This is a genomic window from Rhodobacter sp. SY28-1, assembly GCF_005222785.1.
In the GTDB taxonomy this organism is placed as follows: Bacteria; Pseudomonadota; Alphaproteobacteria; order Rhodobacterales; family Rhodobacteraceae; genus Tabrizicola.
This window is the reverse complement of sequence record NZ_STGH01000001.1, coordinates 1,165,960-1,179,335: the sequence shown is the minus strand read 5'-3', so window position 1 is coordinate 1,179,335 and position 13,376 is coordinate 1,165,960. Positions and strand designations below refer to the sequence as shown.

Below are 13,376 nucleotides of genomic sequence, written 5' to 3'. Positions count from 1 at the left end.
TTTCACTCAAGCCTAAGGCTCAGAGGCCGGTCGTCACGTCGATCGTCTGACCGTCTTCCAGCATCACATAGGCCTTCTTCTTGTCCGAACGCTCGCCTGCGCGACCGCGGAAACGTTTGGCCTTGCCCTTGGTAATGGTGGTGTTCACCGCCTTCACCTTCACACCAAAGATCGCCTCGACGGCTTCCTTGATCTGCGGCTTGGTCGAGTCCATCGCGACCTGGAACACGACGGCACCCGCCTCGGAGGCCATGGTGGCCTTTTCGGTGATGACCGGCTTCTTGATCAGGTCGTAGTGCTCCGGCTTGACGGCCGCAGCGGTTTTCGGTGCTTTGCTCATTTCAGGCGAGCCTCCAGGGCTTCGATACCGGCCTTGGTGATGACCAGGGTATCACGCTTCAGGATGTCGTAGACGTTGGCGCCCATGGTGGGCAGAACGTCGACGCCGTCCAGGTTGCGGGCGGCCAGGGCGAAGTTGGCATCAACCGAAGCGCCGTCGATGATCAGGACGCGCTTCCAGCCGAGTTCCGACTTCATCTTCGCGAGGTTGGCGGTCTTGGCTTCGGCGAGGGTCGCCGCGTCCAGGATCACCAGCTCACCCGCCTTGGCCTTGGCCGACAGAGCGTGCCGCAGCCCGAGGGCGCGGAACTTCTTCGGCAGGTCATGGGCGTGGCTGCGCGGGATCGGGCCTTTGACAACGCCACCGTGACGGAAGATCGGGGCCTTCTTGGAACCGTGGCGTGCGCCGCCGGTGCCTTTCTGGCGATAGATCTTCTTGGTCGAGTAGCTCACCTCGGCACGCGTCAGCACCGAGTGGGTGCCAGCCTGGGCGCGGGCACGCTGCCAGCGCACAACGCGGTGCAGGATGTCGGCACGCGGCTCAAGGCCGAACAGCGCTTCGTCCAGGTCGATGGAGCCGGCCTTCTTGCCGTCCAGCTTGATCACATCGAGTTTCATGCTTCACCCCCTTCGGCGGCGACTTCTGCTGCCGGAGCAGCCGCAGTGCGGATACCAGCCGGACGCGGTGCGTCCTTGGCTTCCGGCTTCTTCACGGCGTCCTTGACGGTGACCCAGCCACCCTTCGATCCGGGGACAGCGCCCTTGATCATGATCAGGCCGCGGTCGGCGTCGGTGCGGACGACCTGCAGGTTCTGCGTGGTCACCCGGACGGCGCCCATGTGGCCAGCCATCTTCTTGCCCTTGAACACCTTGCCGGGGTCCTGGCACTGGCCGGTCGAGCCGTGCGAACGGTGCGAAACCGACACACCGTGCGAGGCGCGGAGGCCGCCGAAGTTGTGCCGCTTCATCGCACCGGCAAAGCCTTTACCGATCGAGGTGCCCGCCACGTCAACGAACTGGCCTGCGAGGTAGTGGTCGGCCGTGATTTCCGCGCCCACGTCGATCAGGCAGTCCGGGGTGACCCGGAATTCCGCGATCTTGCGCTTCGGGGCCACGTTCGCCTTGGCGAAGTGACCGCGCTGCGCGGCGGTGGTCCGCTTGGCCTTGGCCACGCCCGCACCCAGCTGGACGGCGGTGTAGCCATCCTTGTCAGCGGTGCGCTGTGCCACGACCTGAAGGCTGTCCAGCTGCAGAACCGTGACCGGAACCTGCTTGCCGTCTGCCAGGAACAGCCGGGTCATGCCCAGCTTCTTTGCAATAACTCCAGAGCGCATCTGTTTCATGCCCCCTTAAACTTTGATCTCGACGTCCACGCCGGCAGCGAGGTCGAGCTTCATCAGCGCGTCCACGGTCTGCGGGGTGGGGTCGACGATGTCGAGAAGACGCTTGTGCGTGCGAATCTCCCACTGGTCGCGCGACTTCTTGTCGATGTGCGGACCACGGAGAACCGTGAACTTCTCGATCTTGTTGGGCAGCGGGATCGGCCCGCGGACGGTGGCACCGGTACGCTTCGCGGTGTTCACGATTTCCTGGGTGCTGGCGTCCAGCACACGGTAATCGAACGCGCGGAGCCGGATGCGGATGGTCTGACCTTGCATCGGTTTTTTCCCTTTAGAACATCGGCGCAGGACGCGCTGCCCCACCCGAGAGGTTCTGTTTCGTTGGTCGAAGGGCGGGCAGATACAACCCGCCCCTCGGAAGTGCAATACGCTTTACGCGATGATTTTCGAGACGACGCCTGCGCCGACGGTGCGGCCGCCTTCACGGATGGCGAAGCGCAGCTTCTCTTCCATCGCGATCGGGGCGATCAGTTCCACGACGAACTTCAGGTTGTCGCCCGGCATCACCATCTCGGTGCCTTCCGGCAGCTGCACGGTCCCGGTCACGTCGGTCGTGCGGAAGTAGAACTGCGGACGGTAGTTCGCGAAGAACGGGGTGTGGCGGCCGCCTTCTTCCTTGGTCAGGATGTAGGCCTCGGCTTCGAACTTGGTGTGCGGCTTGACCGAGCCGGGCTTGCACAGCACCTGGCCACGTTCCACGCCGTCACGGTCCACGCCGCGCAGGAGCGCGCCGATGTTGTCGCCCGCCTCACCGCGATCCAGGAGCTTGCGGAACATCTCGACGCCGGTGCAGACCGACTTCTTGGTGTCGCGGATGCCGACGATCTCGACTTCGTCACCGACGTTGATCACGCCACGCTCGACCCGGCCGGTCACGACGGTGCCGCGGCCCGAGATCGAGAACACGTCTTCGATCGGCATCAGGAAGGGCTGGTCCACGGCACGGGCCGGGGTCGGGATGTATTCGTCGACGGCCTTCATCAGCGCGCGGATCGAGTCCTCGCCGATCTCCTTCGACTCGCCGATCATCGCCTGGTGGGCCGAGCCCTTGATGATCGGGATGTCGTCGCCCGGGTATTCGTAGGACGACAGCAGTTCGCGGACTTCCATCTCGACGAGCTCCAGGAGCTCCTCGTCATCCACCAGGTCGACCTTGTTCATGTAGACGACCATGTAGGGGATGCCCACCTGGCGGCCGAGCAGGATGTGCTCGCGCGTCTGCGGCATCGGGCCGTCCGAAGCGGCCACGACCAGGATCGCGCCGTCCATCTGGGCGGCACCGGTGATCATGTTCTTCACATAGTCGGCGTGGCCGGGGCAGTCGACGTGGGCGTAGTGACGGTTCGCGGTCTCGTATTCCACGTGCGCGGTCGAGATCGTGATCCCGCGAGCCCGCTCTTCCGGCGCGCCGTCGATCTGGTCATAGGCCCGGAATTCGCCAAAGTACTTCGTGATCGCCGCCGTCAGCGTCGTCTTGCCGTGGTCAACGTGGCCGATCGTGCCAATGTTGACGTGCGGTTTGTTCCGTTCAAACTTTGCCTTGCCCATCAGGGTCTCTCCTCATTCGGTTGTCGGTGGCGGTGGGGTCGAACCCCACCCTACGGGGTGGTAGGGCGGGGCAATCCCCGCCGCACCGTCATGCGTATTTCTTCTGTATTTCCGCGCTCAGGTTCTCTGGAACCGTGTCGTAATGGTCGAACTCCATCGAGAACACCGCGCGGCCCGAGGTCATCGAGCGGAGCTGGTTGATGTAGCCGAACATGTTGGCCAGCGGGACCATCGCCGAGATGACGTTCGCGTTGCCGCGGCTGTCCTGCCCGGTGATCATGCCCCGACGCGAGGTCAGGTCGCCGATGACGCCGCCGGTGAACTCTTCCGGGGTGACAACTTCGACCTTCATGATCGGTTCGAGAAGCTTCGCACCGGCCTTCTTCAGGCCGTCACGCATCGCCGCACGAGTCGCGATTTCAAAGGCCAGAACCGAGGAGTCGACGTCGTGGAACGCGCCGTCAACCAGCTGGACCTTGAAGTCGATGACCGGGAAGCCCGCGAGCGGACCCGAGTCCATGACCGACTTGATGCCCTTTTCGACGCCGGGGATATATTCCTTCGGCACCGCGCCACCGACGATCTTCGATTCGAACGAATAGCCCTCGCCGGGTTCGGTCGGGTCGATGATCAGCTTGACGCGGGCGAACTGGCCCGTGCCGCCGGTCTGCTTCTTGTGGGTGTAGTCGATCTCGGTCGAGCGCGAGATGGTCTCACGATAAGCCACCTGCGGGGCGCCGATATTCGCCTCGACCTTGAACTCGCGACGCATGCGGTCGACGAGGATGTCGAGGTGAAGTTCGCCCATGCCCTTCATGATGGTCTGACCCGATTCCAGGTCGGTTTCCACGCGGAAGGACGGGTCTTCGGCAGCCAGACGGGCCAGAGCAATGCCCATCTTTTCCTGGTCGGCCTTGGTCTTCGGTTCCACCGCGATCTCGATCACCGGGACCGGGAAGGTCATGGTTTCAAGAACGACGGGGGCGTTCGGATCACACAGGGTGTCCCCGGTGGTGGTTTCCTTCAGACCGCCCAGCGCGATGATGTCGCCCGCGAAGGCTTCGGTGATTTCCTCACGCTCGATGGCGTGCATCATCATCATGCGGCCCACACGCTCACGGCGCTGCTTGGTCGCGTTCATCATCGGGTCGCCCTTGGCCAGCTTGCCCGAATAGATCCGGGTGAAGGTCAGGGAGCCGACGAAGGGGTCGTTCATGATCTTGAACGCGAGGCCCGAGAAGGGCTGATCGTCATCGGCCGACCGCGCGATGTTGCGGGTTTCCGACTCGTCGCCCGGCGCGAAGCCCATGTAGGGCGGCACGTCGAGAGGCGAAGGCAGATAGTCGATGACGGCGTTCAAAAGCGGCTGGACGCCCTTGTTCTTGAAGGCCGAACCGGCAAGAACCGGGATGAAGTCGATGGCGAGCGTGCCCTTGCGGATCAGCGCGCGGAGTTCCTCCGGCGACGGCTCGTTGCCTTCGAGATAGGCTTCCATCGCGGCGTCGTCCTGACCCACTGCCGTTTCCAGCAGGTTCAGGCGCCATTCGTCGGCCTGGTCCTTGAGTTCCGGGCGGATCGGCTTGCGCTTCCAGGACGCGCCCAGGTCTTCGCCCTCGTAGACCCATTCTTCCATGGTCACGAGGTCGATGATGCCTTCCAGCTTGTCTTCCGCGCCGATCGGCAGGGCCACCGGCATCGCGTTCGCCCCGGTGCGGTCCTTGATCATGCGGACGCACTTGAAGAAGTCGGCGCCGGTCTTGTCCATCTTGTTGACGAAGACGATGCGCGGAACCTTGTAGCGGTCAGCCTGACGCCAGACGGTTTCGGTCTGCGGTTCCACACCGGCGTTGCCGTCCAGCAGAACGACAGCGCCGTCAAGCACGGCCAGCGAGCGTTCAACTTCGATGGTGAAGTCGACGTGGCCGGGGGTGTCGATGATGTTGAAGCGGAACTTCGTGGCCTTGTCGCCGACGCCCGAGGTGGGGTCGACCTGACGGTTCCAGAAGGTGGTCGTGGCAGCCGAGGTGATCGTGATGCCGCGTTCCTGCTCCTGCTCCATCCAGTCCATCGTGGCGGCGCCGTCATGGACTTCGCCGATCTTGTGGGACTTGCCGGTGTAGTAGAGGATGCGTTCCGAGGTCGTGGTCTTGCCCGCGTCGATGTGGGCAATGATCCCGAAGTTGCGGTAGCGTTCCAGCGGGTAATCGCGTGCCATTGTGCCCTCTTACCAGCGGTAATGGCTGAACGCTTTGTTCGCGTCGGCCATCTTGTGGGTGTCTTCGCGCTTCTTCACGGCGGTGCCGCGGTTCTGCACGGCGTCGGCCAGTTCGGCGGCCAGACGCTCTTCCATGGTGTTCTCGTTGCGCTTGCGGGCGGCGGTGATCAGCCAGCGGATTGCCAGAGCCTCACGACGCTCGGTCCGAACTTCGACGGGGACCTGGTAGGTCGCACCGCCGACGCGGCGCGAGCGGACTTCGACCGAGGGCTTCACGTTGTCGAGTGCTTCGTGGAAAGCCTCAACCGCGGGGCGCTTCAGGCGGGTCTGGACGCGGTCAAGCGCGCCATAGACGATGCCTTCGGCGACGGACTTCTTGCCGTCCAGCATCAGGTTGTTCATGAACTTGGTGACCACCCGGTCGCCAAACTTGGCATCGGGCAGGATTTCGCGCTTTTCGGCGGCGTGACGACGGGACATCTGTTATCTCCTCACTTCGGACGCTTGGCGCCGTATTTCGAACGACGCTGACGACGCTCTTTCACGCCCTGGGTGTCCAGAACGCCGCGGAGGATGTGGTAACGCACACCCGGAAGGTCCTTGACCCGGCCGCCACGGATCAGGACGACAGAGTGTTCCTGAAGGTTGTGCTTTTCGCCGGGGATGTAGGAGATGACCTCGAAGCCGTTGGTCAGGCGCACCTTGGCGACTTTCCGCATGGCCGAGTTCGGCTTCTTCGGGGTGGTGGTATAGACGCGGGTGCAGACCCCACGCTTTTGCGGGCAGGATTCCAGGTGCTGCGACTTGGACTTCCGGACCACTGCTTCCCGGGGCTTCCGGATCAGCTGTTGAATCGTCGGCATTCACGTTCCTCGTTTCGATACTCGCCCCCCTAGCCGTTGGGGGCGCCGCTTCTCGACCGTGCCTTGCGCGAATCGCAAAACACTAACACCGCAGCCACCCCCGGCCGGGGATGTCGCGGTGGACTTTCAGAGGATCGGGGCATGTTCGGCCCGGATCATGACCACTTCAAGCGCTCTGAGCCCTGAACCAGAGGCGGACCTCGGGCGTCGGGTTGGCGGGCGTATAGGGGGAATCGGCAGGGGTGTCAATGGAAGGCCCCGGCCTAGAGCGGCGCAGGTCTGTCAGTCCCGCACCCGGCGCAGCTGGCGTTCGCGCCAGAGCGTAAAGAGACCCGCCGCGACCACGATGGCGGCACCAAGAAGGGTCCAGCCGTCGGGGAAATCGCCGAAGACGACAAGGCCCAGGACGATGGCCCAGAGGAGCGAGGTATAGCGGAACGGCGCGACAAGTCCTATGTCGCCGTGGCGCATGGCGGCGACCGATGTTAGGTATCCGACGATCAGGAAAAGCCCCGCGCCCAGGATGCGGGCCAGTTCCCATCCGGTGGGGCTTTGCCAGCCCTGGATCGCGGTGCCGGTCCAGCCCATCACGCTGACTGCGACGGCCGCGCCAAGGGCGACGATGGCCGAGGGGACCTGGCCCTGCAGCGGCCGCACCGCCAGGTCACGGACCACCACGCAAAGCGCCGAGCCGACACCAAGGAGTGCCCAGCGGTCAAACCCCTCGGTCCCCGGGCGGATGATGATGAGGACGCCGATCAGGCCGACGAGGATCGCGGTCATCCGCCGCCAGCCGATCTTGTCCCCGAAGACGAGGGCAGCGGCGAGAGTGATGAGAAGCGGCAGCGATTGCAGGATGGCCGAGAGGTTGGCGAGTGGCATCCGGAGCAGCGCTTCGAGAAACAGGATCGTGGCGGCGACATCGGCGAGGGACCGCAGCGCGATCAGGCCGGAATCGCGGCGGTTGGGTCGGAAAGTGAAGGCGCGTGTCGCCAGCGCGAGGATCGTCAGCCCCAGGATCGCGATCAGACCGCGGAGCGAGATGGACTGATAGAGCGGCAAGGTGGCGGTCACCGATTTCATGAAGGTGTCGTTGATCGTGAAGGCGGCCATTGACGCGCACATCAGCAGGATGCCGCGGAGGTTCTCGGAGATCGGCACGACGGGGTCCTTCCCTTGCCCGGCATGGGTATCAGGCGGCAAGGGGAAGGGAAAGCGCCCTGCGTGGACAGATTTGCGGGTCTTTTGGACTCAAGGGCTTAGGCGCGGGCGTTAACCGGGTGACAAGGATTGGCATCCCTGCGCGGGTGGGTGCGGTTTTCGAATTGAGCGCTGACGCGCAAGCCTTTTGTCTCGTCGTCGGCCTTCGCCTCCTCCTCGGGCGTCGGGGGCGCTTCGCCCCCCGAACCCCCAGAGGATATTTGGCGAAGGGAAAGTACGGCGGCGGGGCCAAGCCGCCCCGGCCGCCCGGCTTATGCCGAGAGCAAGACCGGGAGCGGGCAGTCGCCGTCGAGGACCCGGCCGGTGACGCTGCCGAAGATCAGCTCGTGGATCGGCGAGTGGCGGACTGCGCCGGTGACGATGAGGTCACACTGGGCCTCGTGCGCGGCGGTGAGAAGGGCGTCGTAGACATCGCGGCCCGAACGGGGGATCTCGCGGAATTCGGCCTTGATCCCGTGGCGGGCAAGGTGATGCGCGGCCTCGATCCCGGACTGGTCCATCCGCAGCGCCTTGTCATCGGTGACGCGGGCGACCACCGCCTCGGCCCCGGGGGGCAGCAGCGCGATGGCGTCCTGCATCGCGCGGGCGGCGGCATGGGTGCCGTCCCAGGCGATCAGTGTCCGGCGCGGCAGCGTGCGGCTGCCGGTCCGGGGGGCGATAACGAGGGGGCGGCCAGAGTCGAAGATCGCGGCCTGCGCCAGCAGCCGTTCGCCCACCAACGGCCCGCGTCGCCCGGTGAGGATGCCGAAATCGGCGACTTTCAGGTGGTCTGCGAAGACCTCGCCGATGCCGTAGGCATAGCTGGAGCGGTCGACGACCGAGACCGGAACCCCTGCCCTTTCGGCCTGCGCGACAATGGTGGCACGCACCTTCGCCAGGTCCGTGTCATCAGACGCGCTGCTGGTGACATCCGCCGGGAAGGCCAGCACGACCACGCGGGCATCAAGTCCGCCAGCCCAGCCCAAGGCTAGCGCCAAGTCCGTGGCGTCTTCGACACCTCGGGACGGTTCGACAAAGGTGATAATCGAGCGTGCGGGCATGGCCTGGGCCTCCTCTCCTGCGGTCCTGAAAGGGGAGGTATGCATGGCCCTGCCCGGTCACAAGGGCATGGGGACGCCAGCGCAAAAGGAAAGCCCCGCCAACCGGATGGCTGGCGGGGCTGTTAGCCTGAAAGGCGCGCGACTTAGTCGCGGCTTTCGATCGTGTCGACGAGGCCAGAGTCGAAGATCGACTCCGCGTCCGGTTCCATCACGGCCATCGGCGCTGCCAGAGCGGCGGCTTCTTCAGCCTCCGACCGGCGGGCTTCGATGACGGTCTGGTCGCGGTCGGCTGCGATCTTCTTGACGCGGCTGGTGGCGCCACCGGTGCCCGCCGGGATCAGGCGGCCGACGATGACGTTTTCCTTGAGCCCCAGAAGCTTGTCGCGCTTGCCCTGCACCGAAGCTTCGGTGAGGACACGCGTGGTTTCCTGGAACGAGGCCGCCGAGATGAAGCTGCGGGTCTGCAGCGACGCCTTGGTGATGCCGAGGAGGACCGGCTCGGCTTTCGCCTCGCGCCCGCCGCGGTTGACCGCCTTGGTGTTCTCTTCGTCCAGCTCGATCTTCTCGACCTGTTCGCCTTTCAGAAGCGTGGTGTCGCCCGAGTCCAGGATCTCGAACTTCTGCAGCATCTGACGGACGATGACCTCGATGTGCTTGTCGTTGATCTTCACGCCCTGCAGGCGATAGACGTCCTGCACTTCGTCGATCATGTAGTTGGCAAGCGCCTCGATCCCCATGATCCGCAGGATGTCGTGCGGAGCCGGGTTGCCGTCCATGATGTAGTCGCCCTTCTGGACGAAGTCGCCTTCCTGAACCGGAATGTGCTTGCCCTTGGGGATCATGTATTCGACGGCGGTCAGCGTCTCATCGACCGGTTCAACGGTGATGCGGCGCTTGTTCTTGTAGTCCTTGCCAAAGCGGACATAGCCATCGGTTTCAGCGATGATCGCGTGATCCTTCGGACGACGGGCTTCGAACAATTCGGCCACGCGGGGAAGACCCCCGGTGATGTCCTTGGTCTTGGCACCTTCGCGCGGGATACGCGCCACCACGTCGCCGGGCCGCAGTTCCTGGCCGTCTTCGACCGACAGGATCGCGTCCACCGACATGGAGTAGCTGATCGGTGCGCCCTGGTCGTTGCGGACCGGGTCGCCCGTCGCCGGGTCCATCACGATGATCTCGGGCTTGAGGTCGCCGCCCTTGGGCACCGAACGCCAGTCCGAAACGATCTTCTGGGTCATGCCCGTCGCATCGTCGGTTTCCTCGCGGACCGAGATCCCCGCAACGAGATCCTTGAACCGTGCCACGCCGGTCTTTTCGGCGATGATCGGCAGGGTGAAGGGGTCCCATTCGAAGAGCTTGGTGCCACGCTTGACCGTCTCGCCTTCCTTGACGTGCAGTTTCGCGCCGTAGGTCAGCTTGTGGGCGGCCCGTTCCTGGCCCGCCTCGTCGATGATCGCGATCTGCATGTTCCGGCCGATGACGATCTGCTCGCCATTGACGTTCTTCAACAGGTTCGCGTTGCGGAACTCGATCTTGCCTTCCTGGCTGGCTTCCAGGAAAGACTGCTGGCCACCCTGGGCCACGCCGCCGATGTGGAAGGTGCGCATGGTCAGCTGCGTGCCGGGTTCACCGATGGACTGGGCGGCGATGATGCCGACCGCTTCGCCGATGTTCACCAGCGTGCCGCGCGCCAGGTCGCGACCGTAGCAGAGCGCGCAGACGCCCTCTTCGGCCTCGCAGGTGAGCGGGCTGCGGATGCGGATCTGGGCGATGCCCGAGCCGTTGATCAGGTCGGCGCGACGTTCGTCGATCAGCTCGCCCCGGGCGACGATCACGTCGTCCGAGCCGGGCGCGATCACGTCTTCGGCCGCGACGCGACCAAGGACACGCTCGCCCATCGGCACGATCACCTCACCGTCGTTGACCGCGGCCTGCGCCGTGATCGACTGTTCGGTGCCGCAATCGTGGACGCGGATGATGCAGTCCTGTGCCACGTCGACCAGACGGCGCGTCAGGTAGCCCGAGTTCGCGGTCTTCAGCGCGGTGTCCGACAGACCCTTCCGGGCGCCGTGGGTCGAGTTGAAGTATTCAAGAACGGTCAGACCTTCCTTGAAGTTCGAGATGATCGGCGTCTCGATGATCTCGCCCGAGGGCTTGGCCATCAGGCCGCGCATCCCGCCAAGCTGCTTCATCTGGATGACCGAGCCCCGGGCACCGGAGTGGGCCATCATATAGACCGAGTTCGGTTCCATTTCGGCACCGTTCTTGTCGGTGCGCGACGCGGAGATCGTGGCCATCATGGCCTCGGTCACCTTGTCGTTGCACTTGGTCCAGGCGTCGACGACCTTGTTGTACTTCTCGCCCTGAGTAATCAGGCCGTCGAGGTACTGCTGTTCGAAGCCGGCGACCTGCTCCTTCACCTCGTTCACGATGGTCCACTTGTTGTCGGGGATCACCATGTCGTCCTTGCCGAACGAGATGCCGGCGCGGAAGGCTTCGCGGAAGCCAAGGGTCATGATCTGGTCGCAGAAGATCACCGATTCCTTCTGGCCGCAGTAGCGGTAGACGGTGTCGATGACGGTCTGCACGTCCTTCTTCCGCAGAAGGCGGTTCACCAGATCGAACGGCGCCTTCGCGTTCAGCGGCAGCAGGTTGCCAAGCCGCAGACGGCCCGGGGTGGTGTCGAACCGCTTCCAGACGATGTTGCCGGTCTCGTCGACCTGACGGAGACGCGCCTTGATCTTGGCGTGCAGATGCACCGCACCGGCGGCCAGCGCATGTTCGACTTCCTCGATGTCGGCGAAGGCCATGCCTTCACCCTGCATGCCTTTACGCTCCATGGTCACATAGTAGAGACCAAGGACCATGTCCTGCGACGGAACAATGATCGGTGCGCCGTTGGCGGGCGACAGAACGTTATTCGTCGACATCATCAGGACGCGCGCTTCCAGCTGGGCTTCGAGGCTCAGCGGAACGTGGACGGCCATCTGGTCCCCGTCGAAGTCGGCGTTGAAGGCCGAGCAGACGAGCGGGTGCAGCTGGATCGCCTTGCCTTCGATCAGGATCGGCTCGAACGCCTGGATGCCCAGACGGTGCAGCGTCGGCGCGCGGTTCAGCAGGACCGGGTGTTCACGGATGACTTCATCCAGGATGTCCCAGACCTCCGGACGCTCCTTCTCGACCAGCTTCTTCGCCTGCTTGACGGTCGAGGACAGACCCTTGGCCTCCAGCCGCGAGTAGATGAACGGCTTGAAGAGTTCCAAGGCCATCTTCTTCGGCAGGCCGCACTGGTGCAGCTTCAGTTCCGGGCCGGTCACGATGACCGAACGGCCCGAGAAGTCGACGCGCTTGCCCAGAAGGTTCTGGCGGAAGCGGCCCTGCTTGCCTTTAAGCATGTCCGACAGCGACTTCAGCGGGCGCTTGTTGGTGCCCGTGATGACGCGGCCGCGGCGGCCGTTGTCGAAGAGCGCATCGACGGCTTCCTGCAGCATCCGCTTTTCGTTCCGGACGATGATGTCCGGCGCGCGCAGCTCGATCAGGCGCTTCAGGCGGTTGTTGCGGTTGATGACGCGACGGTAGAGGTCGTTCAGGTCGGAGGTCGCAAAGCGGCCGCCATCCAGCGGGACCAGCGGGCGCAGTTCCGGCGGGATCACCGGAAGCACGGTCAGGATCATCCATTCCGGGCGGTTGCCCGATTCCAGGAAGGATTCGACGATCTTCAGCCGCTTGATGATCTTCTTCGGCTTCAGCTCGCCAGTGGCTTCCTTCAGCTCCTCACGGAGTTGTTCGGCAGTGGCGTCGAGGTCGATCGCCGCCAGCATCTCGCGGATCGCTTCCGCGCCGATGTTCGCGGTGAAGGCGTCGGTGCCGTACTGGTCCTGCGCGTCGAGGAATTCCTCTTCGGTCATCAGCTGGCCGTAGGTGAGGTCGGTCAGGCCCGGCTCGATGACGACGTAGTTCTCGAAGTAGAGGATGCGTTCCAGGTCCCGCAGCGTCATGTCGAGCATGAGGCCGATCCGGGAGGGCAGCGACTTCAGGAACCAGATGTGCGCGACGGGGGCGGCGAGCTCGATATGGCCCATCCGCTCACGCCGCACCTTCTGGAGCGTGACTTCAACGCCGCACTTTTCGCAGACGACGCCGCGATACTTCATGCGCTTGTATTTGCCGCAGAGGCATTCGTAGTCCTTGATCGGCCCGAAGATACGGGCGCAGAACAGGCCGTCACGTTCCGGCTTGAAGGTCCGGTAGTTGATGGTTTCCGGCTTCTTGATCTCGCCATAGGACCAGCTCAGGATCCGCTCTGGCGAGGCCAGAGAGATCTTGATCTCGTCGAAGGTCTTGACCGGAGCAACCGGGTTGAACGGATTGGTCGAGAGTTCCTGGTTCATTTCAATTCCTCACTTGAGGGAGGGAAGTCGGGTCTCGGCGAACGATTACGCCAAGCGTTTTTTCAATCTCGGACATGCGAAGCACATAGGTGTGCGGCCATTCCGGCGTAGGGTCAGGCGCGGTTTGCCAAGTCAGATGCACCACATGAGCCTCATCCGCATTGTCTGGGTCGATGGCCAGAACGTCGTCACTTGCGTCGTCGATGGCTACCACGTCGATACGGTTGAGTATGGGGAACAGTGCGTGTCCGCTACTGACTTCGCGCATGAGCTGGGTCTTGAAGATCGCGGCACGATCACCCGTAACTGCTTCCCAGCTCATTCTTTCCACCTTGCCTCTGCCCTAACTATGGACT

12 protein-coding genes are annotated in these 13,376 nt (G+C 63.9%); all 12 read right to left on the bottom strand.

The features are described from left to right. Positions 1–19 precede the first annotated feature (19 nt). On the bottom strand, positions 20–340 hold the full coding sequence (locus tag E8M84_RS05690; RefSeq protein WP_137110182.1) for a 50S ribosomal protein L23: 321 nt from the start codon (positions 338–340) through the stop codon (positions 20–22). Continuing rightward, on the bottom strand, positions 337–957 hold the full coding sequence (gene rplD / locus E8M84_RS05685; protein ID WP_137110181.1) for a 50S ribosomal protein L4: 621 nt from the start codon (positions 955–957) through the stop codon (positions 337–339). Before rplD ends, E8M84_RS05690 begins: the two co-directional genes overlap by 4 nt. Beyond that, positions 954–1,673: a 50S ribosomal protein L3 gene (rplC, locus tag E8M84_RS05680; RefSeq protein ID WP_137110180.1), complete on the bottom strand. Its 720-nt coding sequence runs from the start codon at positions 1,671–1,673 to the stop codon at positions 954–956. The genes rplD and rplC overlap by 4 nt, the downstream gene beginning before the upstream one ends. Positions 1,674–1,688: 15 nt before the next feature. After that, on the bottom strand, positions 1,689–1,997 hold the full coding sequence (rpsJ, locus tag E8M84_RS05675; RefSeq protein ID WP_128515209.1) for a 30S ribosomal protein S10: 309 nt from the start codon (positions 1,995–1,997) through the stop codon (positions 1,689–1,691). Positions 1,998–2,111: 114 nt separating this feature from the next. Continuing rightward, positions 2,112–3,287, bottom strand: coding sequence for an elongation factor Tu (gene tuf, locus E8M84_RS05670; protein WP_137110179.1), 1,176 nt, complete (start codon positions 3,285–3,287; stop codon positions 2,112–2,114). Positions 3,288–3,375: 88 nt separating this feature from the next. Further along, positions 3,376–5,502 (bottom strand): elongation factor G, encoded by a 2,127-nt coding sequence (fusA, locus tag E8M84_RS05665; protein WP_137110178.1) that lies wholly within the window; start codon positions 5,500–5,502, stop codon positions 3,376–3,378. A gap of 9 nt (positions 5,503–5,511) precedes the next feature. After that, positions 5,512–5,982 carry a 30S ribosomal protein S7 gene (gene rpsG / locus E8M84_RS05660; RefSeq protein ID WP_137110177.1) on the bottom strand — a complete coding sequence of 157 codons (471 nt, stop codon included), beginning with the start codon at positions 5,980–5,982 and terminating at the stop codon, positions 5,512–5,514. An 11-nt stretch (positions 5,983–5,993) separates the two neighbouring features. Next, positions 5,994–6,365, bottom strand: coding sequence for a 30S ribosomal protein S12 (rpsL, locus tag E8M84_RS05655; RefSeq protein WP_103259202.1), 372 nt, complete (start codon positions 6,363–6,365; stop codon positions 5,994–5,996). A 282-nt stretch (positions 6,366–6,647) separates the two neighbouring features. After that, complete coding sequence (locus E8M84_RS05650) at positions 6,648–7,526, bottom strand: DMT family transporter (protein ID WP_137110176.1); 879 nt, start codon at positions 7,524–7,526, stop codon at positions 6,648–6,650. Positions 7,527–7,837: 311 nt separating this feature from the next. Further along, positions 7,838–8,626, bottom strand: coding sequence for a universal stress protein (locus E8M84_RS05645; RefSeq protein WP_170971855.1), 789 nt, complete (start codon positions 8,624–8,626; stop codon positions 7,838–7,840). Between the two features lie 143 nt (positions 8,627–8,769). Then, complete coding sequence (gene rpoC / locus E8M84_RS05640) at positions 8,770–13,020, bottom strand: DNA-directed RNA polymerase subunit beta' (protein ID WP_137110174.1); 4,251 nt, start codon at positions 13,018–13,020, stop codon at positions 8,770–8,772. 1 nt (position 13,021) lies between these two features. Continuing rightward, positions 13,022–13,342: a hypothetical protein gene (locus E8M84_RS05635; RefSeq protein WP_137110173.1), complete on the bottom strand. Its 321-nt coding sequence runs from the start codon at positions 13,340–13,342 to the stop codon at positions 13,022–13,024. Positions 13,343–13,376 lie beyond the last annotated feature (34 nt).